Below are 26,967 nucleotides of genomic sequence, written 5' to 3' on the forward strand. Positions count from 1 at the left end.
TTCGATGTTTGAGGTTTAGCGTTACGAATAAACTAAGCGGGTGGAACTTGAGACCGCCGACCCTGAGTTTTTAATTTATAAGATGATTGGCTTGTATAGAGAATCTGCGCAAGGGGTCCCAGTGCCGCAAACGTTGCGTTTTGCTTTTCTACCCGGCGCAGCAGGACAGCTGTTTCACGTCTTTGGTAAAAGTCTGTGCACAGAGCTTGAGGCCTTCGACCATGGTCAGGTAGGGAAATAGCTCATTGCCGATGGCCTGCACCGTCATGCGGGCGCGCAGCGCCATCACCGCTGTCTGGATCAGCTCACCAGCTTCCCCCGCTACCACTTGGACTCCCAGCAACTGTCCTGTATCGCGTTCAGCCACCATCTTGATGAAACCAGCGGTGTCGAAATTGACCAGCGCTCGCGGCACGTTCCCCAAGTCGAGCACGCGGGTCTCCACGCTGAAGCCTTGCTTGCTTGCCTCGGCTTCTGTCAGGCCAACGGTGGCGACCTGGGGGTCGGTAAACATCACCGCCGGCATGGCGCTGAGATCAAGGAGCGCTTCTCCGCCCGCCATGTTGACGGCGGCCCGGCTGCCCCCGGCGGCAGCGACATAGACGAACTGCGGCTGATCGGTACAGTCCCCGGCGGCATAGATGTCCGGTACCGATGTTTGTAGGTGCTCATCCACCAGAATCGCGCCACGCGCGGTTTTCACTCCAATGCCCTCCAGATTCAATGCCTCGGTATTGGGTGTCCGTCCGGTAGCTACCAGCAGTTGGTCCACCCGCAATATCCCGGTATCGGTGTCCAGCACGAACGCATGGTTGACGTAGTCCACGCGACTGATTTGGGTCTGCTTCAGCACTTCAATGCTCTCACGGCGAAACGCTGCTTCCATAGCTTCACCGATGGCGGGGTCTTCCTGAGAGAGCAGGCGGCTGCGAGCCAGCACGGTGACCTGGCTACCCAGCCGGGCGAACGCCTGGGCCAGTTCCAGGGCGACAAATCCGGCGCCGATCACGATCATCCGTTTGGGCAAGGCGTCCAGTGCCAGCGCGCTGGTGGAGGTCAGGTACGGCGTATCGGCCAGCCCCGGTATCGGCGGTTCTGCCGGACGAGCGCCGGTGCCGATGAAGGCGCGATCGAAGCGGACGGTCTGCTCGCCGCCTTCATTCAGCTTGACCGCCAGGTTATTGGCATCGACAAACCGGGCCTCACCGTTCAGGACCGTGATGGCCGGATGGTCGCGCAGGATTCTTTCGTACTTGGTGTCACGCAGTTCCTCGACACGCTCCTGCTGTTGCTGGAGTAACTTCGCTTGCTTTACCACCGGAGTCTGGGAGCTCAGCCCCTCATCAAAGGGGCTCTCCTTACGTAGATGCGCAATATGCGCGGCGCGAATCATGATCTTTGAGGGCACACAGCCGGTATTCACGCAGGTGCCGCCGACAGTGCCACGCTCGATCAGAGTGATGCGGGCACCGTGCTCGGCCGCTTTCAGGGCGGCTGCCATGGCCGCGCCGCCGCTGCCGATTACGGCGATGTGCAAGTTCTTGTCATCTTTCATGAGGGAGATTCCTTGAATGGGGTGAGGCGTTGCCACAACAGGCGTCATATTGCTTCTTGCGCCACAGCGCATACAGGATCAGGCCGATAAAGATGGCCAGAGCGGATACCAGTCGGCCGTATCGGGAGAGATAAGAAGACCGGGGTCGGCATGGATAACTAGCCTCGGCAGCACGCCCTTTGTCATGTCACTACGGCCATCTCATGTGATGGCCATCGATCACAAAGGTGTGCCGATGCCGGCCTCCAGGATGATGGTGGGGATGGTGATGAGGCTCCGGCCCCTCCCATCCTTCGTGTTCGTGCCGGTGGTGCTCATCGTGGTAGTGCAGGTGGGTGTGGGTCAGGGAGGCGTGCTCATGCCCGAGGACCATCGGATCATGGGCTCGCCAGACAAGGGTCGCGAGCCCCGTCGCCGCCAGCGCTATCGTCCCCAGCAGGGCGAACGTTCCGGTCAGCCCCAGATGAGCCCCCATCCAACCCGCCAGCGGATAGGTAGCCAGCCAGCAACCGTGTGACAGCGAGAACTGCGCGGCAAATAGTGCCGGCCGGTCCTCCGGCTGGCACGAGCGCTTGAGCAGGCGCCCGGTGGGGGTCATGACGAGCGAGGCGCCGGCCCCCAGTAGCAGCCAAAGCCCGAGCAGCCCGGCGAACCCGGGGTCAAGCAGGCCCAGCGAGAGGCTCAGCGTCATCAGGACGCCGCCCAGTAGCATGATCGGCCGCTCGGGCACCCGATCCAGAATCTTGGGCAGCAGCAAGGCCACCAGCATGGAGCCCCCGCCGGCCGCGGCGAAGGCCAGGGCCACCTCACGCTCGCCCAAGCCCAGGACGGAGCGCACATATACTACGGTGTTGACGATCTGCATGGCCCCAGCGGCCGAGACCGCCAGGTTCAATGCCAGCAGCCCGCGCAGCCGGGGTGTCTTCAGGTAGATCCGCACGCCGTGGGAGACTCGCCGCCAGACGCCGGGTGTTTCTTCTACGGGACGAGGCGAGGGCAGCGTCACCGATACGACCAGGGCGGCCGAGAGCAGGAACGCCAGGGCGTTGAGCAGGAACAGGACGTCGAAGCTCATCACCATCAACAGCGCCGCCGCGGCCACCGGGCTGAGCAGGTTCTCTAGATCATAGGCGAGGCGCGACAATGACAACGCCCGCGTGTACTGCCCCTCGTCTTCGAGGATGTCGGGGATCGTCGCCTGGAAGACCGGCGTGAAGCCTGCCGAGCAAGCGTTGAGCAAAAAGACCAGTACATAGATCTGCCACACCTCGGTGACGAAAGGCAGCGCGCAGACCACGGCCGCACGAAGCAGGTCCAGGCTGACCAGCAAGGCGCGCCGCGGCAAGCGCGCCGCATAGGCGCCGACCAGCGGGGCGATGCCCACGTAAGCCACCATCTTGATCGCCAGGGCCGTGCCCAGCACGACCCCCGCCTGCCCGGCGGCCAGATCATGAGCCAGCAGCGCCAAGGCAACCGTGGTCAGGCCGGTACCGACAAGCGCAATGACCTGGGCTAGAAAGAGATGTCGGTAGACGCGGCGGGCAAGCACGTCGAGCATGGGATCTCCTCAAGAGGTAGTGGTGCCTATAAGGCCTTACAGGTAGCGGGCGATCACCTTGAACTCCTCGATCCGGGCACGCTGCGCCTGGTTCTGAGGGCCAAGGGCTTCCTCTAAGCAGTGATCGATGTGGTCCTGCACCAGGGTCCGCTTGGCCTGCTGAATGGCCTTTTCCACGGCGTGGAGCTGTTGCGCGATGTCCAGGCAGAGACGCCCATCCTCTATCATCTGGGTCACGCTCTGTAGGTGACCCCGAGCGCGATTCAGGCGCTTGATGATATCAGGGTGTGTCTGGTGGGTATGTGATGTCATCTTCTTTTCCTTTATTTTATTCCTATCCCCCTGGAGGGGATGTTAAAGTATCGGCGGCATGTTACCAATGCCTTTTATGCAGGTATTTGCCTATTGTTCTTTTATCCTGGTTTATCTTCCATGCCCAATCAGTGGCGTCAACGTCTGAGCTATTTGATCTTGCTTCTGCTGATCGTTCCCGGCCTGGTTACAACCAGTATCGGCGAGGCGCGTGCCCATGGCCCGCTGAGTGTGGCCGGTGGCGTTGAGACAGTTCATCAGAATAACGTGCAAGACGGACACGTTCATAACCATGAGGATGGTCGCCACCTTCACCACGAGAGTGGTAGCCACTTCCATGAAACAGTCGATCGACTCGCAACAGGCATAACCCTTGAGTCGACGTTCCATAATGACTTGCGAGTCAGTGATCAGCATGGCATTCCGCTGCGCCGCGTCTACCGCCTGGAGAGACCCCCACGGCCGGTCATCGCTGGATGACTGGGGCCGTCCGCTGGACGGCCGACTATTTATGACAGACCCGTGGAGGTTGCATGTTTCCATCCCGAATGAGGAGTGCGCTAGGCCTGCCCGATATGGCCCGATGCCACGCCCTAGTCCTTCTCACATTGCTGGTAATGCTCCTGGGCGCCAGTGGCGATGCTTTTGCCCACGCCGTTGCCGAAGGCGACAAAGGGTATATCCAGGAGATCTATGGGATTCACCTGATCTCGTTCGTCTATCTTGGCGCCAAGCACATGGTGACCGGGTATGACCATATCCTGTTTCTGCTGGGGGTGATCTTCTTCCTCTATCGGATGCAACATATTGCCATCTACGTCAGTCTCTTCGCCATTGGTCATTCCATGACCATGCTGCTTGGGGTTTACTTCAACATCGGCATCAACAGCTACCTCATCGATGCCATCATCGGGCTCTCCATCGTCTACAAGGCGCTGGACAACATCGGCGCCTACCAGCGCTGGTTTGGTTTTCAGCCCAATACCAAGGCGGCAACGCTGGTCTTTGGCCTGTTCCACGGCTTTGGGCTGTCGAGCAAGATCATCGAGTATGAGGTCTCTCCTGACGGATTGGCCCCCAATCTTCTGGCGTTCAACGTCGGGGTAGAGGTCGGCCAGCTGCTGGCTTTAAGTGCCATTCTCATCGTCATGGGCTTCTGGCGACGCACAGCCGGATTTCTGCGCCACGCCTACACCGCCAACATCGCCATGATGTGCACCGGCTTCATGTTGGTCGGCTATCAGCTCACCGGCTATTTCATTACCTAATTCAGGGAGTCAGAGATGTACAATACCGATCTTCCCGCCCGTGCCGACCTGCCGTCTACGGGCAAATTACTGCGTTCCACATTGTTGGCTGCTGTGGTGGCCAGTGTCCTATTAATTACCGTGGTATTGCCTGCAGAGTACGCCATCGATCCTATCGGCGCGGGACGTCTACTGGGGCTGACCGAGATGGGGAAAATCAAGAATCAACTGGCCGAGGAAGCCGAGCTCGACCAGGCCAATGCCGAAGCCACTGCCGATCAGTCGACGTCCACCTCGGACGGCGATGTCAGCCAAGCGACTTCCGTTGTCCAGGAGACGGTGCAGCCCGAGGCCAGTCAAGCACTGGTTGACGCTTCGCCCTTCGAGGAAGCAGCCGCCTGGCGCGATGAGGTGAGCTTCACCCTGATGCCGGGCGAGGGCACCGAGTACAAGCTGACCATGGAGGAAGGCGCCGTCGCGACGTTCGCTTGGGCGTCCAACGGGGGAGCGCTCAATTTCGACACCCACGGTGACGGGAGTGGAAACTTCATCAGTTACGAAAAGGGACGTGGCGTGCCCGAAGACGAGGGCGACCTGGAAGCAGCCTTCACCGGCAACCACGGCTGGTTTTTTCGCAATCGCAATGACAACGACGTAACAGTTTTGTTGCGTGTGGGGGGAGACTATGGGGAGTTGAATAAGGCTCTCTAAAGCATTGGCCCCTAGCGCTTAGAAGAGCGCTAGGGACTTTACTCTTACTATGTAATGGTCCAATGAAACCGGACACGTGACTCCGAATCCTGTTGCGACGTAAGCGAGGTAAACAGTTTTTATCGGATCCATTAACTTAGGTTATTTTCCAGGCGGTACTCCGGCCAGGACTTCGAACTCGGGGAGACACCCAAGCTGTGCGCCTACTGCTGGGATGGCGAGCATGAGTTGGATATCAAAAAGTTCGTATGGACGGAGCGCCATGAGTAATCAGCGACAGGCATAACGGAACTGGACTCATGGCAGTGTGGAAGTCGTAGCTTCTGGTAGAGCAATGTCCTGACTCGCTTGTGGGCGAGCCAGTAAGAAGCCTTGAAATTCGTCACACCCCATATCGCGCAAAGCATCCATCTCCACCTGATCTTCCACCCCTTCAGCAAGGACGCACATGCCGAGTTCATGGCCCAGTGTGATCATGGCGTGGCAGATGGCTCGATTATGTCTATTCCCGGGCAACCCCTGAACGAACTGTCGGTCGAGCTTGAGGCGCTGTGCCGGCAGGTCGCGCAGATAAGCCATTGAGGTGTGGCCGGTACCGAAATCGTCCAGGGCCACCTCGACGCCAAGGCAGTTCAAGGTCTTAATCTGCTCTTGGGCGATGCCTATGTTTTCCATCAAGGTACTTTCGGTGATTTCCACTTCCAGGCTTCCCGGCGGCAGATCATGACGGTGCAAGAGTTCAGTGATGGTGTCGATAAGCGAGCTGTCAATGAAATGCTCTGCACCCAAATTGACGGCAATGCGAAGCGGCCATCCGGCTTCACGCCAGGCAGCGGCCTGAATACAGGCCTGGTTCAGGGCAAGATTGCCTAACGGAATGATCATTCCACTGCTTTCCGCCAAGGGAATGAAATCTCCGGGCGATACCATGCTGCCGCCGGGTTGTGGCCAGCGCATCAACGCCTCGGCACCACAAACCTGGCCGTGGGCATCATGTTGCAATTGGTAGTGGAGAATAAGCTCTTCATTCGCCAAGGCAGCCTTGAGGGCTTGTAAGCGCTGATGGCGCTGGCGTACCGAGGTGTTGAGTTCTTCGATGAAAAAGTGATAGCGCTGACGTAGTTGCCGTGCCCGGTTGGCGGCAAGGTGAGCGTGACGAAGCAGGTCACCAGCGTTATCGGCATCCTCGGGGCCGACAGCAATGCCCGCTACTATCTGACATTCAAGTGTTTGATCTTCAACCGCCATGGGAGCCTGGAGCTGGCTCAGCCATTGACTGGCCTGGCTTGCCAAGTCGTCAGCTTCGGGAGAAAGCGGCAGCAAGACCGCGAAGGTATCCCCATCCAGCCGCGAGGGTGTGGCATTGCTATCGACATGGGTGACAAGCCGCTGTGCCAGTGCACGAAGCACTTGGTCACCTCCCTGATGTCCGAGCATGCCATTGATCAGGCGAAAGTTTTCCAAATCCAGCACGATCACGGCTACCGAGTGCTGGCGAACTCGCGCTTCACACAATGCTTGGGTGATCCGATCATCGAGTACTTGGCGGTTGACAAGTCCGGTAAGGGTATCGAGACGGTTACGCTGTTCGAGCTCGGCTTCATAGCGCTTGCGATCGGTAATGTCGATACCATATACATTAGCGTAATCCGCCTCTGGAATTGGAGTCAGGCTCAGGAGCAGACAACGGCTGTCAAGCCAGAGCTCCTCTTCATGCACACGACCGGTAGCCAAGGCACTATCCACCTTGAGTTGCCAGTGTTGGGGCGCCTGTTTGTTGTCAGCCCACTGGGCGAGCAATAGGGCACTTGCCGGGTTGGCATACAAAAGTTCCCCCATCGCATTCAAGCGCAGTACGGGGTTGCGATTCTCGTCGGGAAAACGGGCGAGGCTGGCCACCCTTGCCTGAGCCTCACGACGTTGCTCAATTTCCTCGCGCAGGAGACGGTTGGCATCCTTGAGCGCCTGAGAACAGCTGGCCATGTGCCTTGAAATGTTGAACCACTCTTTCCATGCCATGGCATTCAATCTCCTTGCCTGGAGGGTGCAGCGTGAAATGTCTGTTCAGCTTAGGCCATACTATTGGAAATATTCGGTCGTTCAAGACATCCACTTGCTGGGTCAGCGTGGCGGTGATCTCGGCCAAGGCTTCCAAGCGGTGATGGATTATTGTCGGCTGCTCGACTTACGTTGTCCGAAAGCTTGTTGACTTCCATTGCCACCACGGCGAGTGCCCTGCTGGCGCGTAGTCTGCGTACGCTGGTAGTAAGAGTTCGCCAGCAGAATGCCTCCGCTCAGTCCATTGCCGAAACCCTGAGGAGCGGGCACGGTGTGGCATCCCGGACGGTCAGCTGCGTATTGCCGGCATCTCGGGCACCTCGGCAGGGGCGATGAACGCTGTGGCACTGGCTGACGGCTTCACCCGCGACGGCCCTGAAGGCGCGCGTGGCGCTTGATCACTTCTGGCAGTGCATGAGCGAAAGCGCAAAGTACAGCCCGCTGAAACGGATGCCGATCGACGTGTTGATGGGCAATTGGGGACTGGAGAACAACCCCCTGTATCACGCCATGGATGTGCCCTCACATATGGCCTCACCCTATCAACTTAATCCGATGAATATTAACCCGCTGCGCGACCTGGTGGAGGAGAGCATCGATTTCGACATGGTACGTAAATGTACCGCGTTCAAGCTATTCATCTCCGCGACCAATGTGGAGACCGGCAAGGTCAAGATATTCCCGCGCAAGGCGCTGACAGCGGACATGGTGATGGCTTCGGCCTGCCTGCCCGATCTCTTTCAGGCGGTCGAGATTGACGGCGTACCCTATTGGGATGGTGGCTACATGGGTAACCCGTCGCTGTTTCCCTTTCACGGCGCGACCGACACCAACGACATCATCCCGGGTTCCACCATGCAGGTTAGTCGAGAGTCAACTGGTCGCTTCACCCTCAGCTTCACCCTCAGCTTCACCTTCGGCTTCGCCAGTTTCTGCCATCATGTAGTAGCCGCTTTCCGTGGCCACATCCGAATAGATGGCATGGACTGCCGAGCCGCCCGCAACCAGGGCGAGAACGGGTACTGCATAGGCAAGCCCCCTAGATAGGTTGTCGAGAAGAGTTTTTCGCTTTTCGTCTGACATAAAGCCTCCTGATCCGAAATATCGGGTTTGTTCTAGTTAGCGGTTAGGCCTGATTGCCTTTGGCCAATAGATAGAGGGCAATCATCACCAGGGTCACCTGAAACATCATGCCGCCAAGTGGGTGAGACGAGGTAGCCATGAAGTGCCACTGTCCCCAGTGCACCATGAAGATGGCACCGAGCAGGATGGGGATCATGCCGAGGGCACCCAGCCGGGTGATGACGTCGCCTAGGCGACTGGCCATCAACCCGCCCAGTACTACAAGCAGGCCGGTGCCGATCTCGCCGAGAGCCACAAGTCCCCCAAGCATCACGGGCAGGCCCATCATGGTGGAAAATTCGCCAACGCCTCCGCCCATGAACTTGTCGATTCCCATGTAGAGAAAGACGCTGGCAAGGCCTAGGCGCAGGAACCAGTGGGCATGACGTTGAACAGGAGAGGCGTCTGCAGGACGTGAAGTGGCGTCATCATTCATGGTGTTGTTTCTCCTTGGTGGTGCCATTGGCTCTAGTTGTTGCACTTGAGTCTTTGTCGTCAAAACTCGAAAGTTCTTACAGCTCCTGATGGTTATTTCTCGAGGAAGCTTTCATTAAGGTAGTTTAGGATTTTGGTGTCTCTCAAGGTCGTTTAGGATTTCGGTGTCGGGGCGTCTCGACTACACTGCCGGGGAGCACTAGCTCTCAATGACGCTGCTTTACTGAGCTAAGTTGGGGAGGTGTGCATTCCGTGCGGCCCGTACCTGAAAGCTATGGCTTTCGGCAGCAAGTCCAGAATAAAATCTGGTGGGGAGTGTGAGGATGGAAGGATTTGGTCACGGTCAAAGCCTTTTGATAGCCGCCTTGTGCGGTTTTCTTCTGCTGGTTGCCATGGTCCGCCACTATGCGCCGCGCTCGGTGCTGCCAGCAGAATCCTGGTTGCTGGTCGTCGGTATCGGCTACGGACTGCTAGCCGCTGAGGCGGCGGCATTTCCAGCCATCCGTCTGAACCCGGAGCTTGTGATCGGCATGCTGCTGCCGGTGCTGGTATTTGCCGAAGGACGGCATCTGCCAATCGGTCTTGTGCTGCGTGCCGCCAGTCCTCTGGCGCTTCTCGTCCTTTTAAGCATGCCCCTTGCCCTGGCTGTCATCGGCCTGCCCATGGCCTGGCTTGCGGACATTCCCTTATGGCACGGCTTGCTGTTTGGGGCGGCCGTGGCGGCTACCGACCCCACCACGGCGGGACCCGTGCTCGGGCGTTTTGATATCCCGAAACGTCTCGAACTGCTGATTCAGGGCGAGTCCATCTTCAATGACGCCATCACCGTCGTGGTGTTCACGGCCCTGGCTGGCGTGGTGATCGGAGCCGGGGACTTCTCACTGGGTGAAATCACCATCGCCACGCTGCGTAGCATGCTGCTGGCGGTGCCCATCGGCCTGCTGACAGGCTGGCTTCTGGGGCTGCTGGTGCGTCACTGGCAGGAACAGAACTGTATGCCGGGGCTGACCCTGACCTTGGCGCTGCCCATCGGTACCTTTCTTCTGAGCGAGCAGCTGTTGCATGCCTCGGGCATCATTGCGGTGGTATTCGCGGCCCTGGCCTTCAGCCACAATCGGCGCCGGGAAACAGAGGAAAAGCGCGAGCTCTATGACGACTTCTGGGAATACCTGGGCGAGCTTGGCTCAAGCGCACTCTACTTTGCCTTGGGGGCCGCCATGGGACCACAGCTGCTGTCGCTGAACTGGCGCCTTGCCCTAGTCATTCCTTTGTTACTCGCAAGCCGGGCCCTGCTGATCTATGCCACGGGTCCGTTGCTTCGCCTGCAGGGTTGCTCGCTGCCGACCAGCTGGCGACATGTGCTGATGCTCGGCGGTCTACGGGGAGCGGTGCCGGCGGCACTGATACTCATGTTGCCCCTTGACTATGCCTACCGCGATGAGTTGCTGGTAATGGGCTTCTCGCTTGTCGCCTACAGCATTGTCGTGCATCCCGTGCTGCTCAAGTATTACCTGGAGAAAGCGACCATTGCTGAACTTCCGGCACCGGAAGTGCCAGCTTCCACCCGACCGGAAGCGGTCATGGCGGACATGTCGCCCTGGCTTTCCAGGCGTCTGGATGCCAGTGCCTGGGGTGCGGCGGCCATTGCCGGCGTGATTGCTGGTGTGGTCTTTCTAGTCCTGGAAATGACCTTGGTGCCTCTTTTTCAGCAGACGAGCCCCTGGGTGCCGGTGCGCATGATGGCCGCGATCGGCCTTGGTGCCGAGATTCTGCAGTCGCCGGCGAACATTGCATTGGATGTGGGCCTTGCTGCCATGGTGGTGCACTTCACCCTGTCATTAATCTATGCCTGGCTGCTTGCCCCCTTTTTGGAGGGCACCAAGCCTTTCACGGCTATGCTTAGGGGTGCTCTGTTCGGGCTTGTGATCTATGCGGTCAACTTCTATCTGTTCACGATTCTCTTTCCTTGGTTCGAGGAAGCGCGCACCTGGCTTACTATTGCGGCACATCTTATCTTCGGTGCCGTGCTTGCCACGAGCTACTGCCACCTGCGTGATGTTGCAGATGGGCGGGCTGCGGATAAGAACCTCGTAGTTGAAGATGGTCCGGATATCGCCGGCAACGATGGGCGTGAAAAGCGGTGACAGGCTGGCGGAGCTTGAGCAACGCAAGTGCGATGACCATCGGCAGAATGTCGGTTTGCGGGTACCTTAGCCTTTCGTGTTCCCTTTGTTGGGTCGAAAAGTTGGCTCAGTAGAAGGCATCGGAGCCACTTGGCTGAATCCGTGCCTTTCAGAGGTTGTCGCAAATCTCCTAACGACTCATAACTAAACCGATGCTCAGCGACGTCGAAGGCTGGACGACATCATCACTCACACCCTGGCAGCCGCGATCATTTCCTTTGTTGCTAGGTAAGATAATCCCAGGCATCTCCACAACCGATCCCAGAGACGATGATAAAGGCTCAGCGCTACAGCGCGAGCCAGGTTGTAAGCCAGGGCATGCAAAGCAAACTCGCGTTTGACACCCGCCAGCCCACGGCGCCGGAAGCGAGACAGTCCCTGTTGCTGACGTAGCGCTGAAAAAACTGGCTCGACCATGGCCTTTCGCTGCCGGAATACCGCCTGGGCACCCGGGTGGGTCATGATCTGTTGCAGTGCCAGGCGTGCCTCGTCCTCCGGGTAACGTCTGATTCGGCGCCCCCGGACTGAACGGGTACAAGCGATCCGTTGCGGACAGTCCGCGCAGGTGACACAGGCATAAACCGACTGCTCACGCGAGCGTGCCGAGGCTCGCGTATGACTGATGAGCTGAAGCCGCTGCCCCGCTGGACAGTAGTAAACATCCTGTTCGGCATCGTAAGTGAACAGGTTTTTATGATACAGGCCCTTCGCTTTGTCAGTGGTACTGGGCCTGGGCGGGCAAAGCAGGCTGACATCACGAGCCAGTGTCGCGTTAATAACGCCATCATCAAAATAGCCGGCATCCAGCAGAAGCTCGCGTGGGGTCTTGGGTTCCACGCGCTCGCTCTGATCGATCAGCTCACCGACCACGCGCGTCTCGCTCGTGGGATCAACGGCGTGTGCCACGATGATCCGTGCCTCATTGGCCAGGACGGAGGGCGTATAAGCCGGCGCAAAGCCGCGTCCACGCTTCTGTCGCTGCATGGCGGCCTCTGGCTCCGTCAGGCTGACACGAACCGTATCGGTACGCTTGCCATGGCGCCGTCGTGCCGCGATCCTCGCATCAAGAACCTGTTCACAGGCGTGCGCTCTATCCAGCTGCTGCCGGGTCTCGTCCTGTTGCTCTAGAGGGGTCTGTTGATGGCGTGTCAGGGCGTCACTGACCCGGGTGCGTACCGCCTCCTCCCTGAGCAGACGATAGTGAGAGCAGGCAGCTTCGATCACAGTCCCGTCACCCGCCAGGCATGCGGTGGATGTCGCCGTCCTGGCCAGAACGGTACGTGTCAGCGCTTCGAAAAACTCCTGCGCCAAGGCCTGTTCATGCAGGCAGATAAAACGCCCGATATTGGCATGATCGGGAGCGATGCCTCCGGTCACCCACATGCATCCCAAGTCGACACGTGCCAGCCGTTCCAGCGCCCGCAGTGATGAGACCCCGTGCATTATCCCATAGAGAATCAGCCCCATCATCGCGCGTGGCGCATAGGGTGCACGTCCTGTGGCGGCATAGCGATCCTCGAAGGGTGTCCAGTCTTGGGCATCCAATAGGTCGGCCACCACAAAAGGAGCGCGAATTCCGGCCTGCCTCAGATGCTCTTCAAGCGGTGTCATGCCCAGGAAGATCGCCGTGGCATCACCGTGCAGAAAGCGTCGTCCCGACGAGGTTGCCGTGACGCGAGAGGATGGGGTGGACGAAGCAGGCGACACCTGAAAAAGCGAAAACTGCCTGTCATCAGGCGTGGGCATACATGCGGTCGTCACGGTAAGCTCTCAGGCAAAAGAGAAATCATTTTACGGCTTTATCCCTTTCGCGACACCCTCTTCAGGCAGAGGAGCATCATCGAGAAATTCAAGAGAGCGCACCGGCATGGCAAACTTGATGCTACGCTTATCCAGCTTCTCCAGTAGCGAGAAATTAATTGCTTGCTGGATATCCATATAGAGGTTGTAGTCCGCGCTCAACACGTAATAGACGACTTCGTACTTCAGAGCGTAGTCATCAAACGTGCGTAAATGAGCCCGGTCGAAACGGGTCTTTTCTACCGCCTCAATGGCTTGTTTGGCCAGTGATGGGACCTCACACGCTTTTTCTACTGGTGTCCGGAAGGAGATGGCCAAACTGAACACCACACGCCGCTCGCTCATTCGGCTGTAATTGTGGATCGTTTGTTGGAGCAGCTTTGTGTTTGAACAAAGGATCTGTTCTCCACTCAAGCTACGGATGCGAGTGGTTTTCATACCAATATATTCAATCGTTCCGGCAATGTCGTTGAATACAATAAAGTGGCCTGTCTTGAACGGTTTATCCACGCCGATAGATGCCGACGCGAACAAATCGCCGAGCAATGTCTGTACCGCAAGGGCTATGGCAATGCCCCCAATCCCCAAACTTGCGACAAAGGCGGTAATATCCACGCCTAGGTTCGCTAGAACCGACAGCAACACAACGGCCCATAGCATGATGCGAAACATCATTGCGACCATGGTCACTGTCAGTTGGTTATCCTGTCCCGCTTTGTCCTTAATGGTTGAATCTTTCCAAAAAGCGATAGCGGCATCGACCCAAAGACCGAACTGTAGCGCGAGAATCAGGAACCATAGATGACTGACTCGAGCTTCCCAGGCGGGATTCAGCTCAACAATAGCCAGGCCGATCTGCAAGGCCATAGCCGCGATAAGCAGGTGGCTTGTGTGCTTGAAGACCTCGGCGCCGTAGTGGCTCCAACGTCCTTTTCCGCTTGAAAGCCAATTGATGACCCGAGCAATGACGGCTCTCATCAATATCCGAAGCGCGACATAGCTGACGGCAGCGATACCTATCACCAAAGCGAAGTTCAGGAAAGCCGGCTGGGAGATCCATGTCTCCCAGGTCCGCCACGACGCCCAATTAAACATACATGATTCCCTTCTTATGCAGCATAAGCCTGACAGTATGGCTAATAAGTTAGATCATGCTTAGCGAGGCAACACCTATGGCCAGTGAATGGCTTGCTCTGCTTTGTATATATATTTTCCTCAATCCGGCTGCTGATGACAGCAACAACAATAGGTAAGGACAGGACTGCCGGCTGGGAACTTGTGCTTTTCAAGACGTCTAGTTCTGACGTACCTGCTTAGCAAGCGCCGGTACCACCTATTTGATCATCAGGAGCCTGGCGGGTACGCTCTTTTTACTAGATGCCTGCCTGTGACAGTTCGACGAGCTGGCTCCACCGAAAAGAGCGAATGGTAGGCGCTAGTGGCTCTGTAACGTTTCGATGTGAGGGTGCTCACCGCTCGGAAGATATCCGAGACCAGGGCTGCAAGCGTCGAATGTGGTGCTGCTTGATCCGACATAGCACTGAGAAGTTGCTCGCGGCTGTAGACGGGCAGCAGAAAAATAAACCTCCTGCACCAGGAAGTATGCTCTGATGCTACAGCAAATTCTGTGCATGGAAGACGGTCCGAACCCCCTGACGTTCCCGAGAGGGTGCCCTGTGACCTCCATGGCCGCCCGGGTGCAGCCAGAGGGAATTTCGTATTACCTTGATCTGGGTGCCAGCGGGATGATCACTAAGCCCTTCGATTCCTTGATGCTGGCAAGCCAAATCAATGCTCTTTGGCAGGTCAGAACGCCATGACCTTGCCACAGGAAGCCCTGGCTACTCCCAAAGCATTCCCCGCGCAGCCGTTGCTGTTTCTGCTCGAGGATGATGCCCTGGAGCTTGTACACCTTGAGCACGCCCTGGCAAAGAGGGGCTACCGGGTGCAGGGCTTCACGCAGTCCATGGCCTTCCGGGAGGCATTGAGCGACCCATACGCCGAGGAGCCGGCCGCGGTGATCATCGATATGATCCTCGAGGATAGCATCCTGCAAGGGACCGAGCTGTTCCGGGAACTCGGCCTCGGCGGAAGCGATGGGATTCCCACCGTGGTGATCTCGATGCGCGACGACCTCGAGGCAAGGCTTGCCGCCCTGCGAGCCGGGGCCTGTCGCTACCTGACCAAGCCAGTGGATTCCGGAAATCTCGCTCAGCTGCTGGATACCCTGAGCGGGCGTCAGCCAGCCACGCCCTACTGCGTCCTGCTGGTGGATGACGATCCTATGCTGCTGGAAAGCCAAACGCTGATACTTGAGCACGCCGGCATGGATGTTTTTTCCCTAGACGAGCCAATGGCGCTGCTCGAGGCCATGGCGCAGTGCGCGCCGGATGTGGTGGTGCTCGATGTGCATATGCCCGAGGTAAGTGGCCCCGAGCTTGCCGCCATCCTGCGCGAACAGGACAACTATCTTGAATTGCCGATCCTATTTCTTTCCACGGAAACCGATTTTCAGCAGCAACTTCAAGCGCTGAACCTCAGCGACGACTTTCTGGTCAAGCCGGTGGTGCCCGAGCACTTCATCGAGGCGGTGACAGTGCGCGCTCGCCGCAGCCGCCAACACGGCGCTATCCGCAAGCGCCTGGAAATCTCATTCTACGAACGCGAGCGCGAACACCTGGCGCTCAATCACCATGCCATCGTCAGTGTTGCCGATGGTCGCGGCCGGATCACCGAGGTCAACGAGCGTTTCTGCAAGCTGAGCGGCTATTCGCGGGAGGAACTTCTGGGACAAAACCACCGCATCGTGAAATCCGACGTTCATCCGCCGGACTTCTATCATCAGCTATGGCAAACCATCAGCAGCGGCCGGGTATGGAAGGGCGAGATCTGCAATCGCGGCAAGGATGGCCACCTCTACTGGGTGGAGTCCACCATTACTCCCTTTCTTGATGATGCAGGCAAACCTTATCAATATGTCTCTATCCGCACCGACATTACCCGACTGAAACAGACAGAGCTGGATCTCAAGGTACACGAGCGCGGACTCACCGCCACCCTAGAAGCCACCCAAGACGGTATCCTGGCGGTCGGGCCCGACCGCCGCGTGCGTTTTGCCAACGACCGCTTCTGCGAGCTCTGGGGGTTTTCTCCGGACCAAGTCGCCAAGGATTCCTCAGAAGGGCAGCTTCTGGAAAAGGCAAGCCGGTTGCTGCGGCAAGGCGAGGGCTTTGCCGCACACGTCGATATGCTCTACCAAAGCCGAGACATCCTCCACGATACCCTCGAACTTATTGATGGCCGCTTTCTCGAGGCCTTTTCCCAGCCGGTGATCGACGATGACGCCATCGGCCGTGTATGGAGCTTTCACGACGTCACTCAGAGCCGGCGCGCCCAGGCCGAGGTGGAGCATCATAAGGAACGCCTGCGTCGCGGTCAGATGTACGCCAACATCGGCACCTGGGAGTGGGATATTCAGAGCGGGGCACTCTACTGGACCGAGCGGGTCGCGCCCCTGTTTGGCTACCGGGAAGAAGAAGTTGAGCCTTCCTACGAGAACTTCATCCAGGCAGTGCACCCCGAGGATCGGGATGCCATGAACGAGGCCATTCGTGCCGCCATCGAGGATGGAGCGCTCTATGAATGCGAGCACCGGGTGGTATGGCCTGATGGCAGTGTGCGCTGGCTGCTTGAGCGCGGGGCTGTGCTGCGTGACGAGAAGGGCGAGCCTCTGCAGATGCTTGGCGTGGTACAGGACATCGATGCGCGCAAGCGTGCCGAACTCGCCCTTGCCGAGCGCGAACGCGAGCTCCTCGAGGCTCAGCACATGGCGCATATCGGCAGTTGGCGACTCGATCTGATGACCGATGAGCGGATCTGGTCGGCGGAGGTCTACTGCATTTTCGGCTACTCTCCACACGACGTCATTCCTTCCACCGAGGTATTGAAAGCGCGCATTCATCAGGAGGATCATGTTCGGCTCGAGGAAAGCCTTGAACGCGCAGGGGAAACTGGCGTGCATGACACGACCTACCGCATCCTGCGCCCGAGCGGAGAGATGCGCCATGTGCACGAGCTGGCTCGGATGGAGCAGAACCAGGAAGGACAGCTTTCGTTGCTGGTCGGCACCATCCAGGACATTACCGAGCGGGTTGAGGCCGATCGGGAGCTACGCGAGAGTCAGGAACGCTTCATCTTTGCCGTGGAAGGTGCCGGCGACGGCGTCTGGGACTGGAATGCCCACAACGGCATCATGCATTTCTCGCGGCTTTACATGGTGATGCTGGGCTACCGGCACCATGAACTGGCTCATCATATCGATACCTGGGCCAAGCTTGTGCATCCGCAAGACCTTTCCCATGCGCAGGATTATTTCGAAGGTCGCTCGAAGAGCTACAGCATCGAGCTGCGTTTGCGTTGCAAGAATGGCCACTACAAGTGGATACTTTGCCGCAACACTATCGTTGCCCGGGACACCGAGGGGCGGCCGAGCCGGGTGATCGGTATCCACAGCGATATCGACGCCCGTAAGCAGGTAGAAACGGCTCTGATCAACGCGCGAGAGGAAGCAGAGCGAGCCAATCGCGCCAAGTCTGAGTTCCTCTCCAGCATGAGCCACGAGCTGCGTACCCCGCTCAATGCCATCATCGGTTTCGGTCAGCTTCTCGAGTACGAGGAAAGCTTCGACGAGGACCAACAGGATAATGTCGCTGAGATTCTCAAGGCCGGACGCCACCTGCTCGTGCTAATCAATGAGGTGCTCGACTTGGCCAAGGTGGAATCAGGGCATCTGGACCTTTCACTGGAGCCTGTCTCGGTGGCCGAGGTGGTGGAGGAATGTCTTGGCTTGGTGCGTGGCCAGGCCACCGAGCGTGGCATTCGGATCAGTACTCAAGGCCTCGAGAATGGCGTGGTGCGGGCTGATCACCTACGGCTCAAGCAGGTGCTGCTCAACCTGCTCTCCAATGCCGTCAAGTACAACCGCGAGCAAGGAAAGATCAAGGTGACGCTCGAAATGTCTGGCGATGATGAGCACCTGCAGATCCGGGTCTCCGATACCGGCAAGGGCATTGCGCCTGAACACCGGATAGCCCTATTTGAGCCTTTTAACCGTTTGGAAGCGGAGGGCAGTCCTATCGAAGGTACCGGCATCGGCCTGACCATCGCTCGCCGTATCACTGAACTCATGGGGGGGCGCCTGGAAGTGGAAAGTGAGCTCGGGGTGGGCAGCTGTTTCTGCATCGAACTGCCTGAAAGCAAGTAACAAGATGAGCAGGTTTGACGCCGACATACGCTGTCTACTCCCTATCGACAAGAGATGGAGGCTCATGTTTTACATGCCTGATATGGATGAGAACTACATCAAGACCAGCGGTATTATCGTCATCGACGACGAGCCCGCCAACCTCAAGCTCATGGGCCGGATGCTCCGCGCCGAGGGTTACCTGAATCTCCAGCTTATCGACGATTCACGGGAGGTGGTGACTCGCTACCGGGAGGTGGGGGCGTCGCTGATCCTGCTCGACATCAATATGCCTCATCTAGACGGTTTTGCGGTGCTTGAACAGCTCCAAGCCCTTGATGATCCTCTTTTGCCGCCGGTCATCATGCTTACCGCCCAGAGCGACCGAGAATTCCTGCTTCATGCCCTGTCTCTCGGTGCGCGGGATTACATCACTAAGCCCTTCAATCGTGCCGAGCTGATGATGCGAGTACGCAGCCAGCTCGAGGTGCATCTGGGAAAGCGCATGATGCACGAGCAGAACGTGGTACTTGAAGAAATGGTGCGTCTGCGCACCGAGGAAGTGAGCCGCACCCGCCTTCAAGTAGTGCGTCGCCTGGGGCTCGCCGCGGAGTATCGCGATGAGGAGACTGGCGAGCACGTTCTGCGCATGAGCCGCAGCTGCGAGTTGATTGCCCGGGAGCTGGGTTGGAGCGAAGATCAGTGCGAGCTGATGCTGCTGGCAAGCCCCATGCACGACATCGGCAAGATCGGCATTCCCGACCGTATCCTGCTCAAACCCGGCAAGTTCGAGCCTGATGAATGGGAAATCATGAAGACCCATGTGACCATCGGTGTGCGCATGCTTGAGGGCGATGACTCGGACCTGTTGCGTCTGGCGCGGGATATCGCCTTGGCCCACCACGAGAAGTGGGACGGCACCGGCTACCCTAACGGCACTGCCGGCGAGGCGATTCCCCTTTCGGGAAGAATTGCCGCCATCAGTGATGTCTTCGATGCCCTGACCTCACCACGCCCTTACAAGCGGGCCTGGCCGTTGGACGAGGCCCTTGCTTTAATCGAGGAAAATCGCGGTAAACACTTCGACCCCGCGGTGGTGGATGCTTTCTTCAAAGTGCTGCCGGAGATTATCGAAGTACACGAACATTACCGTGATCGCAACGAAGTATCTTCTTGAAAGAATTTATAAAAATTTATTAAAGTAAACTTAAGCATTGCCGGTAGCTACTTAACAAGGTGCAGAGAGTGTCGTGAGGGAGGGTGTTGTTGCTAAGGATAGGGCAAACCACATTGCTCATTATTACCACCTACGTTTATCCGGTTACCGAGCCGGATTCAAGACACACTGACCCCCGTCAGCGTGTCCTTGGCATCGTCCTGCCCCTAGTCGAAAAACGTGAATGGGCCACTCAGTGGTCGATCAGCAGTATTTCCGACTCGGCGCTGGATACTTGAGTCTTGCATAATTACCGAACGACGGTGACCGTGCATTCCGCCTGGCGCACAACATTTAGAGCTGTGGAGCCCATAAAAAAGTGGTCAGGAAACCCCGGTCGGTTGGATGAGACGATAATACAATCAATATTGTGCCGCTTGGCAAATTTAACGATCTGATGTGCGGCGTTGCCTTCCACAATGTGAATGTCATAATCATGGTTGCCAATCTTGCGTTGAATGCTTTCCCTGATACGCTGTGCCGTGGTTTCGCGATAATTGTTCGGTAGTGACGGTGCAATATAGGGCGGGATCCGCTCCATAACAGAAATAATCTGTATGGTGCTGTCTTTGTCGCCTAGTTTGCGTGCGACCTCGATTTTCTGCAGGACATTCGAATTGTTGTCGGCTGCAGTGGTGATCAGAATGTTCTTGTACATGGCTTGTGCTCTCGGTGGACTTAGGCGGCGATGCAGTGTCTCCCGTCACGACGCTCGGTCGTGTCGACAAGGGCGGCCGTCATTAAATAGCCGCCCCACATCCGTGTGCCTGGTTTGATGTTTAGCACCCTGCTTCGCTGAACTCGACTAGCGGCTGATTGTAGGTGTTAATGTCGTTACGCTCGCCTTCACGCCAGATGAAGATATTGAACAGGCCGTACAGGATGGCGATAATGGGCGTGATGATGGCGAGGAACGTCCAGCCCATGTAGTCCCACGCGGAAACGTTCAGAACCCCCATGTAGTAGGCGCCTCCCAACCCCCAGGGCACCAGCGGCGAAGTGACGGTGGCCGAGTCTTCACAGGTACGCGAACATACCGATGGCAGGATGTTCAGCTTGCGGTAGGCCGGTACGAACATCCGTCCTGGAATGATGATGGCAATATACTGGCTGGCTGAGAACAGGTTGGTTGCCAGCGATGCAACGACGTGGGTGACAATCAACCCGCGTGAATTGCTCACCAGTTTGCCCATTTTCTCCAATATCACCTCGAGCATACGGGTTTTCTCCAGTAGGCCACCGAGGCTCAAGCCGATGAAACCGAGTGAAATGGTCCACATCATCTCTTGCAGGCCACCACGGCTGAGCAGGCTGTCCACCGCTTCGACACCGGTTTCTGACACATAGCCGTAGTTCATGTAGTTCATCATGCTGCCCAGCGAAACGCCCTGAGTGGCCACGGCAAGTCCTGCCCCCAATAGGCTACCGATGACCATAACGGCCAGTGCATTAACGCGCCGATAGGCCAGAACGACCACCACCAGCGGTGGGATAAACGTTAGCAGACCGACAGAGAAGTTCTCGCGGATACCTTCCAGCAGTTCCGTTGTGCGAGAAATATCAGCCCCTTCGCCTTCAAACTGCATGCCGATGAAGAAGAACAGGATAATGGTAATGATCAGCGCAGGACCGGTGGTATAGAACATCGAACGGATATGGTCGAACAGGTTGGCTTCAGCCACACCAGCTGCGAGGTTGGTGGAGTCCGATACCGGCGAAATCTTGTCACCAAAAATTGCCCCGGAAATTACCGCGCCGGCGGTCATAGGCGGTGGAATATCCAGTCCGCTGCCGATACCGATAAAGGCCACGCCGAAGGTGGCGGCGGTGGTCCATGAGCTGCCTGTTACCAGCGACGCCACGGCGCACACGATCACGGCGGTGAACAGAAAGAGGGACGGGTTGATCAGCTGCAAGCCATAATAGACCAGTGAGGGGATGGTGCCGGAAGCAATCCAGCTGGCCACCAGTACCCCGACCATCATCAGGATCAACATGGGTAGCATGGCAATCTCGCAGCCATATAGAATGCCCTTCTGGATATCCTGCCAGCTGAAGCCGGAGACCAGCGCGATGATGGCACAGACCACGATGGCAAAGATCAGCGAGATATGGGTCACCCAATCTTCACCAAGCAGAAAAATCTGTGCAAACATCATGAAGCATAGAAAGCCGATGCCAATGATGGCTCCCAGAAACGAGGGCCGTTTGTTTTCATCATTCGTTGTTGTTGACATTGTTGTTCTCCGCAAGGAGTTAGTGTTGCTTGCCGCCCTTGGTAAGCGGCGTCCAGGTGTCTTCTATCTGCAATACATCTTCAAGCAGGCTTGGCGGTTAACAGCGTTCCAGAATGATGGCGATTCCTTGCCCACCGCCAATGCAGGCCGCTGCGCAGCCGTAGCGCTGCTGGCGGGCCTCAAGAAGACGGCCAAGCGTACCGGCGAGGCGGATACCCGTTGCACCGAGTGGATGCCCCAGCGCCATGGCCCCGCCCCAGATATTGACGTTAGCCGGGTCAATCACAAGCTCGCCCATGGCATGTAATGGCACGGCGGCGAAGGCTTCGTTGATTTCCCACACCGCGATATCCTGTGGCGTTAACTGTGCCTGTTCGAGGGCGCGCTGAATGGCAGCAGCGGCACCGGCGCCCATCTCTTCAGGCATGACGCCGCAGTCGGCGATAGCCACCACCCGCGCTAATGGGTTTATGCCATGCTGGTGCAGGGCCTGTTCCGACATCAGCAGCGTGGCGGCAGCCCCAGAGGTCAGTGGGGAGCTATTGCCTGCGGTCACCACGCCGCTTTCCATAAATACCGGTTCAAGTCCCGCCAGGCGTTCGGCGCTGGTATCGGCGCGGATATTGCTGTCCTCGCTGACTAGCTCGCCAGTGGCGTTGTTCAGGGCCAGGCGCTCAGCATCAAAATGGCCCGCAGCGTTAGCCGCAGCGGCGCGTTGGTGGGAGCTCAGGGCAAGGGCGTCCATCGCCTCGCGAGAGATACCGGCCGCCTTGGCCAGCCGCTCGGCGGTCAGCCCCATGTTGAGCACCACATCCAGCGCCAGCCAGTCGGCTTTTTGCAGAGTCGGTGGGCTGGTCAGCACGCCTTCCTTGAACAGCGCTGGGCCCATGGGCACGCGGGTCATGTTTTCCACACCGCCTGCCATGCCAACATCGACGGCACCGACCTGAATTTCCCGTGCGGTGTTGCGTAGCGCGGCAAGGCCAGAGCCGCATTGCTGATCAATCTGGCGGGTAGCGCATGCCTGGCCATGGGGGCCTAGTCGCTCAGCAAGCCACAGGGGGTAGCGCCCACCGAAACTCCACTGCTCCTTGACCGGCAGGGCGCAGCCGATACTCAAATCCTCCACCGCCGCGCCGTCGACGCCGCTACGTGCCAGCAGGCCGTCAATCACACTGGCCAGCAGGACATCACTGCGGGTGTCTGCCCAGCGGTCTACGTCGAGCTTGCGAGGATGCGCGCGACTGAAAGCGCTGCGCGCATAGTCGGCGATATAAACATCTCTCATTGTTTTGTCTCCTGGTGTTCTGCCATGCGCGCCCAGCGATGGATGAACAGGGCATAGGTGGTCAGTACGTGGCGGATCGAGTCGATGTCAACGCACTCGTCCACTCCGTGAATGCGCTGGGCGATCGGGCCGTAACAGGTACCGTTGATCTCACCGGAAACATGGAAGGCCCGTAAATCGGTGGTGCAGGTGGAGACATAGTGGGCAGGCGGCTCGCCCAGCAACGCTTCATGGCATTCCGATAGCAACTGAATGCCAGGGGTGTTGAGATCGACCATATGTCCTTCGGAACGAAAGCCGTGGAAGCTCACCCTGGGCGGTGGCGTGGCGTCGTCAAGCTCGGTATGGCGAGCCATCAGGGTATCGCGCACCCGCTGCATGGCATCATCGGGTGACATGCCAGGAGGAAAGGCGACACGTCCTTCAAGAATGGCGTGGGCAGGTACGCTGGAGGCCCAGTTGCCCGCATCCACTCGGCCAACGCTGAGGTTAAATGGATGAGGGTGGTCGACGTAAAACGCCGGCCGTGGCAGGTCGTTCATCTCTGCTTCCAGCGTTTTTAGTGCTGGAAAATATTGCTGCAGGGATTCAATCGCATTGCGTCCAGCGCTTGGGTCAAGCACATGGGCAGGCACGCCATCCAGGCGCATTCGAAACCACAAGACGCCTACCTGTCCGGCATAGATCTGGGCACCGAAAGGTTCCGGAATCAGCACGAAATCACCGCTGTAACCCTGATGCAGACAGGCCAGTGTGCCGTTGCCGGTGCATTCTTCCTCGATGACGGTTTGCAGCGTGAGCGGGAAGTTGATCTCGACCCCCGCTCGACGCACGGCCTTGACCGCCATGGTCATGGCGGCAATACCGGCTTTCATATCGCCGGCCCCGCGGCCATACAGCCAGCCGTCTTTTTGCCAGGGCTCCCAGGGTGGACGCGTCCACATATCGGTGGGTTCGGCGGGCACCACATCGAGATGGCCGTTGAACACCAGATGCGGACCTTGCGCGCCGGGGTTAAGGTTCGAGATGAGATTGTAACGACCAGCGCTGGGCCACTCGGTGGGTGCCCGATGCGGGTGCTCGGCGAAGCCGGGGGCATCGAGTGGAACACGGGTCACCGGCAGGCCAAGGCGTTCAAGATGGCGCTCCATGGTTTCCAGCACCCCTTGCTCCTGTCCGAGCACGCTATAGCCGCGCACCAAGTCACTGGTGAGCTCCAGGGTGTCGTCCATCAAGGCTTCGCAGCAGGCAATAATGCGTTTTTCGGTAGCGTCGAGCATCAGAATCTCCCGAGCCGTGATTCATCAATCAATAGCGTGGCGTCGGTCGCCTCGCGCAGCGCCTCGACGCTCAACCCTTCAGCGATTTCCACGACGTCAAGCCCTTCGGGGGTGACGTCCATCACCGCTTTTTCGGTGATAATGCGTGAAACGCAGCGGCTGGCGGTCAGGGGTAACTGGCAGCGGGAAAGAATTTTGGGATTGCCGTGCTTGTCGTTGTGCGAACACAGCACCACTAGCCGCGCGACTTTCTGAGCAAGCTCCATGGCGCCGCCAATGCCGGGCGAGAACTTGCCGGGGATTTTCCAGTTGGCCAGGTTGCCTTGCTGGTCGACCTCGAAGGCACCCATAAAGGTGACATCGACACGGCTGCGCCGGATCATGGCGAATGAAATGGCGCTGTCGAACACGCTGGCGCCAGCGCGGGTGGTGATGTAAGTACCGCCGGAGTCGATCATGTCGTTATTCGGCTGTTCGCCGCTGTTTAGTAGGCGACAGCCCAGCACGCCGTTTTCGGAATGCACCAACACATCCATGTCGTCGGGCAGGTAGTGGAACAGCCGTGTCGGTAGCCCGATACCAAGATTGACAATCTGGCCATCGATGACTTCACGGGCGGCACGCGTCAACATACGCTGCTGATCAGAGATCATGAGGGCGAATTCCTTGCTGGCTTGAAGCGCGGTCGACCTGCACCACTTGGCTGACAAAGGCGCAGGGGGTGTGAATGGCGTCGATGGGCAGATCGCCGGGTTCGTCGATGCGGTAGGTTTGGGCAATCACCCGGTCGGCGGCCATGGCCATCAAGGGGTTGAAGTTACTTGCCGTTGCGCGATAGATCAGGTTGCCGTAGCGGTCGGCCCGCTCGGCGTGAACCAGCGCGACATCTGCCTGCAAGGCGGCTTCGATCCCCCAAGTCACCCCATCCACGTCGATACTGCGGCGCGTCTCGGCGATCTCGGTGCCCTGGCCGATATCGGTCAGAAAGCCGCCGTGGCCAACGCCTGCGCAGCGGATCTTTTCCGCTAGCAGTCCCTGAGGATGAAAGCTCACTTTGAGGGTTCCGTTATTCATCGCCTCGATAGCAAAGCGATTCAGCCCGAGGTGAGATGTAATCAGATGGGTAACTCGGCCCGCTTCGATCAGCTTGCCAATACCGATACTCGGTTCGTTGGCATCGTTTTTGATCAGCGTCAGGTCGCGCTGGCCGCTAGCGAGCAGGGCGTCGAGCAACGCAAACGGCGTGCCCGGCGAACCAAAGCCGCCGACCATGATGGTGGCGCCATCAGGGATGTCAGCTATGGCTGCTTCAATGTCACATACTTTTTGGTTCAGTAGCGTCATGGCGTGCGGCTCTCCCTAGACAGTTGTGCGGGCGGTGCAGCAGGCGTGGAAAGCGCCTGCTCGAAACGCATCATGGCGCGCTCCAAGCGTTCCAGCAGGGTCTCGACTTCATTGGCTTGAATGGTCAGCGGCGGGCAGACCAAAAAGTGATCGCCGGCTATGCCATCCAGCGTGCGGCGTGGGTAAATCAACAGGCCTTCTTGCTTTGCCAGCGCAGTGATCTGAGCGAAACGGTTCTGCTCGGCAGGGAAGGGTCGGCGCGAGGCGCTATTGGCGGCCAGCTCAACGCCCCATAAAAGGCCTGCGCCGCGAACATGGCCGATCCAGTCGTAGCGATCGGCCAACGCACGAAGCCCGGCTTCCAGCTGCTCACCACGTTGACGGGTGTTTTCCAGCAGGTTGTCGCGCTGGATTGCCTTGATCACCGCAAGACCGGTGGCGCAGGCCAGGGGGTTGCCGGCATAGGTGTGACCGTGCTGGAAGCCACCGCTGGCCATCACGGCCTCGACAATGTGGTTGCGGGCGAGCATGACGCCAATCGGGTAATAGCCAGCCCCCAATCCCTTGGCAGTGACCAGAATGTCAGGCACCAATTGATAATGTTGGCAGGCAAACCAGGTGCCTGTACGGCCCACACCGGTGAGCACTTCATCGGCGATCAGCAGGCAACCGAATTCATCGCACAGGGTGCGAATTCCTTGCAGGTAGCGCTTGCCCAATAGCCGCGCACCGGTGCTGGCACCGCCTATCGGCTCCAGTATAAAGCCGATCAGTGATTCAGGCTCGGCGGCTTCCATGGCGGCACGAGTCTCTGCCAGCACACGGTCCACATGGGTGTCGTCATCGCTATCCTGATGGCGATAGAAATCAGGCCCCGATACCTTGATAGAGGCGTGGGTCATACTAGTAAAAGGGGCTTCCAGGGGCTGATAGCCGGTCATGCCCAGCGCCCCCATGGTGCTGCCGTGGTAAGAGGGGCGCAGCGAAATAAACCGCTGGCGCTGGGGCTGGCCCCGGGCAACAAAATACTGGCGTGCCAGTTTGAGGGCAGATTCCACCGCCTCAGAACCACTGGAGATGAAAAATACCTTGCCCAATTCAGCATCAAACAGCTCGACCAGTTGATGGCCAAGCGCTAGGGCTGGGGCATTTTCAAACTGAGTACGGTAGGTGAAGGCTACCTTATCCATCTGGGCGAGCATGGCGTCACGGATATCTTGGCGGCCGTGGCCGAGGTTGCATGAGATGGCCCCGGAGCAGCCATCCAAATAATCCTTGCCCTGGGTATCCCAGATCATGACGCCATCAGCATGGCTGACTTCCGGCAGGGCAGGACCTATCTGATAGAACAGCGGAGAGTCGGTCATCAAGGTTTCCGT

Annotated in this window: 22 protein-coding genes; 8 read left to right on the forward strand and 14 right to left on the reverse strand. The window is 58.2% G+C overall.

Annotated features, from left to right (window positions below):
- Window positions 1-148: 148 nt before the first annotated feature.
- The 3 genes from merA to LG290_RS08195 all read right to left on the reverse strand — a co-directional run bounded on the left by merA (window position 149) and on the right by LG290_RS08195 (window position 3,425).
- Complete coding sequence (merA, locus tag LG290_RS08185; RefSeq protein WP_160418513.1) at window positions 149-1,555, reverse strand: mercury(II) reductase; 1,407 nt, start codon at window positions 1,553-1,555, stop codon at window positions 149-151.
- A gap of 190 nt (window positions 1,556-1,745) precedes the next feature.
- Window positions 1,746-3,113, reverse strand: a complete 1,368-nt coding sequence (locus LG290_RS08190; protein WP_499836960.1) for an MFS transporter — start codon at window positions 3,111-3,113, stop codon at window positions 1,746-1,748.
- Window positions 3,114-3,149: 36 nt separating this feature from the next.
- Window positions 3,150-3,425, reverse strand: coding sequence for a metal-sensing transcriptional repressor (locus LG290_RS08195; protein ID WP_499836962.1), 276 nt, complete (start codon window positions 3,423-3,425; stop codon window positions 3,150-3,152).
- Between the two features lie 120 nt (window positions 3,426-3,545).
- Here LG290_RS08195 and LG290_RS08200 point away from each other — a divergent pair, with 120 nt between their 5' ends.
- The 3 genes from LG290_RS08200 to LG290_RS08210 are packed head-to-tail and all read left to right on the forward strand — an operon-like array spanning window position 3,546 to window position 5,383.
- Window positions 3,546-3,905 (forward strand): hypothetical protein, encoded by a 360-nt coding sequence (locus tag LG290_RS08200; protein WP_499836963.1) that lies wholly within the window; start codon window positions 3,546-3,548, stop codon window positions 3,903-3,905.
- A 53-nt stretch (window positions 3,906-3,958) separates the two neighbouring features.
- On the forward strand, window positions 3,959-4,693 hold the full coding sequence (locus LG290_RS08205) for a HupE/UreJ family protein (protein WP_499836964.1): 735 nt from the start codon (window positions 3,959-3,961) through the stop codon (window positions 4,691-4,693).
- A 15-nt stretch (window positions 4,694-4,708) separates the two neighbouring features.
- On the forward strand, window positions 4,709-5,383 hold the full coding sequence (locus LG290_RS08210) for a hypothetical protein (RefSeq protein WP_499836965.1): 675 nt from the start codon (window positions 4,709-4,711) through the stop codon (window positions 5,381-5,383).
- 297 nt (window positions 5,384-5,680) lie between these two features.
- Here LG290_RS08210 and LG290_RS08215 read toward each other — a convergent pair whose 3' ends face one another.
- On the reverse strand, window positions 5,681-7,402 hold the full coding sequence (locus tag LG290_RS08215; protein WP_499836966.1) for a putative bifunctional diguanylate cyclase/phosphodiesterase: 1,722 nt from the start codon (window positions 7,400-7,402) through the stop codon (window positions 5,681-5,683).
- A gap of 426 nt (window positions 7,403-7,828) precedes the next feature.
- Here LG290_RS08215 and LG290_RS08220 point away from each other — a divergent pair, with 426 nt between their 5' ends.
- Window positions 7,829-8,488, forward strand: coding sequence for a patatin-like phospholipase family protein (locus LG290_RS08220; protein ID WP_499836967.1), 660 nt, complete (start codon window positions 7,829-7,831; stop codon window positions 8,486-8,488).
- Between the two features lie 79 nt (window positions 8,489-8,567).
- On the opposite strand, the gene LG290_RS08225 is transcribed toward LG290_RS08220, so the two are convergent.
- Window positions 8,568-8,999 (reverse strand): DoxX family protein, encoded by a 432-nt coding sequence (locus tag LG290_RS08225; RefSeq protein ID WP_160418522.1) that lies wholly within the window; start codon window positions 8,997-8,999, stop codon window positions 8,568-8,570.
- Window positions 9,000-9,321: 322 nt separating this feature from the next.
- Between LG290_RS08225 and LG290_RS08230 the strand changes: the two genes are divergently transcribed.
- A complete protein-coding gene (locus LG290_RS08230) occupies window positions 9,322-11,142 on the forward strand; it encodes a cation:proton antiporter (RefSeq protein WP_499836968.1) in 1,821 nt (606 codons plus the stop codon).
- A gap of 228 nt (window positions 11,143-11,370) precedes the next feature.
- Here LG290_RS08230 and LG290_RS08235 read toward each other — a convergent pair whose 3' ends face one another.
- Both LG290_RS08235 and LG290_RS08240 read right to left on the reverse strand, forming a co-directional pair.
- Window positions 11,371-12,927 carry an IS1182 family transposase gene (locus tag LG290_RS08235; protein ID WP_499834726.1) on the reverse strand — a complete coding sequence of 519 codons (1,557 nt, stop codon included), beginning with the start codon at window positions 12,925-12,927 and terminating at the stop codon, window positions 11,371-11,373.
- Window positions 12,928-12,972: 45 nt separating this feature from the next.
- Complete coding sequence (locus tag LG290_RS08240) at window positions 12,973-14,076, reverse strand: mechanosensitive ion channel family protein (protein WP_499836969.1); 1,104 nt, start codon at window positions 14,074-14,076, stop codon at window positions 12,973-12,975.
- Between the two features lie 515 nt (window positions 14,077-14,591).
- Between LG290_RS08240 and LG290_RS08245 the strand changes: the two genes are divergently transcribed.
- The 3 genes from LG290_RS08245 (at window position 14,592) to LG290_RS08255 (ending at window position 19,400) form a co-directional block, all read left to right on the forward strand.
- Complete coding sequence (locus LG290_RS08245; RefSeq protein ID WP_499836970.1) at window positions 14,592-14,801, forward strand: response regulator; 210 nt, start codon at window positions 14,592-14,594, stop codon at window positions 14,799-14,801.
- A complete protein-coding gene (locus LG290_RS08250) occupies window positions 14,798-18,244 on the forward strand; it encodes a PAS domain-containing protein (RefSeq protein WP_499836971.1) in 3,447 nt (1,148 codons plus the stop codon). Before LG290_RS08245 ends, LG290_RS08250 begins: the two co-directional genes overlap by 4 nt.
- Window positions 18,245-18,317: 73 nt before the next feature.
- Complete coding sequence (locus tag LG290_RS08255; protein WP_499836972.1) at window positions 18,318-19,400, forward strand: HD-GYP domain-containing protein; 1,083 nt, start codon at window positions 18,318-18,320, stop codon at window positions 19,398-19,400.
- 289 nt (window positions 19,401-19,689) lie between these two features.
- Here the strand turns inward: LG290_RS08255 and LG290_RS08260 are convergent, their stop codons facing one another.
- From LG290_RS08260 to LG290_RS08290, 7 genes are all read right to left on the reverse strand, one after another.
- Window positions 19,690-20,097 (reverse strand): universal stress protein, encoded by a 408-nt coding sequence (locus LG290_RS08260; protein WP_499836973.1) that lies wholly within the window; start codon window positions 20,095-20,097, stop codon window positions 19,690-19,692.
- A gap of 121 nt (window positions 20,098-20,218) precedes the next feature.
- Window positions 20,219-21,676 (reverse strand): Na+/H+ antiporter NhaC, encoded by a 1,458-nt coding sequence (gene nhaC / locus LG290_RS08265; protein WP_499836974.1) that lies wholly within the window; start codon window positions 21,674-21,676, stop codon window positions 20,219-20,221.
- Window positions 21,677-21,773: 97 nt separating this feature from the next.
- Complete coding sequence (locus tag LG290_RS08270) at window positions 21,774-22,964, reverse strand: acetyl-CoA C-acyltransferase (protein ID WP_499836975.1); 1,191 nt, start codon at window positions 22,962-22,964, stop codon at window positions 21,774-21,776.
- Window positions 22,961-24,244 (reverse strand): ArgE/DapE family deacylase, encoded by a 1,284-nt coding sequence (locus tag LG290_RS08275; RefSeq protein ID WP_499836976.1) that lies wholly within the window; start codon window positions 24,242-24,244, stop codon window positions 22,961-22,963. The genes LG290_RS08270 and LG290_RS08275 overlap by 4 nt, the downstream gene beginning before the upstream one ends.
- A complete protein-coding gene (locus tag LG290_RS08280) occupies window positions 24,244-24,897 on the reverse strand; it encodes a 3-oxoacid CoA-transferase subunit B (protein WP_499836977.1) in 654 nt (217 codons plus the stop codon). Before LG290_RS08280 ends, LG290_RS08275 begins: the two co-directional genes overlap by 1 nt.
- Window positions 24,887-25,588 carry a CoA transferase subunit A gene (locus LG290_RS08285; RefSeq protein WP_499836978.1) on the reverse strand — a complete coding sequence of 234 codons (702 nt, stop codon included), beginning with the start codon at window positions 25,586-25,588 and terminating at the stop codon, window positions 24,887-24,889. Before LG290_RS08285 ends, LG290_RS08280 begins: the two co-directional genes overlap by 11 nt.
- Window positions 25,585-26,955 (reverse strand): aminotransferase family protein, encoded by a 1,371-nt coding sequence (locus LG290_RS08290; RefSeq protein ID WP_499836979.1) that lies wholly within the window; start codon window positions 26,953-26,955, stop codon window positions 25,585-25,587. Before LG290_RS08290 ends, LG290_RS08285 begins: the two co-directional genes overlap by 4 nt.
- Between the last annotated feature and the right edge of the window lie 12 nt (window positions 26,956-26,967).

Source organism: Halomonas sediminis (assembly GCF_044871105.1).
In the GTDB taxonomy this organism is placed as follows: Bacteria; Pseudomonadota; Gammaproteobacteria; order Pseudomonadales; family Halomonadaceae; genus Vreelandella; species Vreelandella zhuhanensis.

Bases quoted from the DNA above. Each gene is read 5' to 3' on its own strand.
- LG290_RS08255 (WP_499836972.1), top strand. From the start codon at position 18,318: ATGCCTGATATGGATGAGAACTACATCAAGACCAGCGGTATTATCGTC.
- LG290_RS08270 (WP_499836975.1), bottom strand. From the start codon at position 22,964: ATGAGAGATGTTTATATCGCCGACTATGCGCGCAGCGCTTTCAGTCGC.
- LG290_RS08200 (WP_499836963.1), top strand. From the start codon at position 3,546: ATGCCCAATCAGTGGCGTCAACGTCTGAGCTATTTGATCTTGCTTCTG.
- LG290_RS08210 (WP_499836965.1), top strand. From the start codon at position 4,709: ATGTACAATACCGATCTTCCCGCCCGTGCCGACCTGCCGTCTACGGGC.
- LG290_RS08240 (WP_499836969.1), bottom strand. From the start codon at position 14,076: ATGTTTAATTGGGCGTCGTGGCGGACCTGGGAGACATGGATCTCCCAG.
- merA (WP_160418513.1), bottom strand. From the start codon at position 1,555: ATGAAAGATGACAAGAACTTGCACATCGCCGTAATCGGCAGCGGCGGC.
- LG290_RS08290 (WP_499836979.1), bottom strand. From the start codon at position 26,955: ATGACCGACTCTCCGCTGTTCTATCAGATAGGTCCTGCCCTGCCGGAA.
- LG290_RS08195 (WP_499836962.1), bottom strand. From the start codon at position 3,425: ATGACATCACATACCCACCAGACACACCCTGATATCATCAAGCGCCTG.
- LG290_RS08280 (WP_499836977.1), bottom strand. From the start codon at position 24,897: ATGATCTCTGATCAGCAGCGTATGTTGACGCGTGCCGCCCGTGAAGTC.
- nhaC (WP_499836974.1), bottom strand. From the start codon at position 21,676: ATGTCAACAACAACGAATGATGAAAACAAACGGCCCTCGTTTCTGGGA.
- LG290_RS08275 (WP_499836976.1), bottom strand. From the start codon at position 24,244: ATGCTCGACGCTACCGAAAAACGCATTATTGCCTGCTGCGAAGCCTTG.
- LG290_RS08190 (WP_499836960.1), bottom strand. From the start codon at position 3,113: ATGCTCGACGTGCTTGCCCGCCGCGTCTACCGACATCTCTTTCTAGCC.
- LG290_RS08205 (WP_499836964.1), top strand. From the start codon at position 3,959: ATGTTTCCATCCCGAATGAGGAGTGCGCTAGGCCTGCCCGATATGGCC.
- LG290_RS08230 (WP_499836968.1), top strand. From the start codon at position 9,322: ATGGAAGGATTTGGTCACGGTCAAAGCCTTTTGATAGCCGCCTTGTGC.
- LG290_RS08245 (WP_499836970.1), top strand. From the start codon at position 14,592: ATGCTACAGCAAATTCTGTGCATGGAAGACGGTCCGAACCCCCTGACG.
- LG290_RS08260 (WP_499836973.1), bottom strand. From the start codon at position 20,097: ATGTACAAGAACATTCTGATCACCACTGCAGCCGACAACAATTCGAAT.
- LG290_RS08235 (WP_499834726.1), bottom strand. From the start codon at position 12,927: ATGCCCACGCCTGATGACAGGCAGTTTTCGCTTTTTCAGGTGTCGCCT.
- LG290_RS08285 (WP_499836978.1), bottom strand. From the start codon at position 25,588: ATGACGCTACTGAACCAAAAAGTATGTGACATTGAAGCAGCCATAGCT.
- LG290_RS08225 (WP_160418522.1), bottom strand. From the start codon at position 8,999: ATGAATGATGACGCCACTTCACGTCCTGCAGACGCCTCTCCTGTTCAA.
- LG290_RS08215 (WP_499836966.1), bottom strand. From the start codon at position 7,402: ATGGCATGGAAAGAGTGGTTCAACATTTCAAGGCACATGGCCAGCTGT.
- LG290_RS08250 (WP_499836971.1), top strand. From the start codon at position 14,798: ATGACCTTGCCACAGGAAGCCCTGGCTACTCCCAAAGCATTCCCCGCG.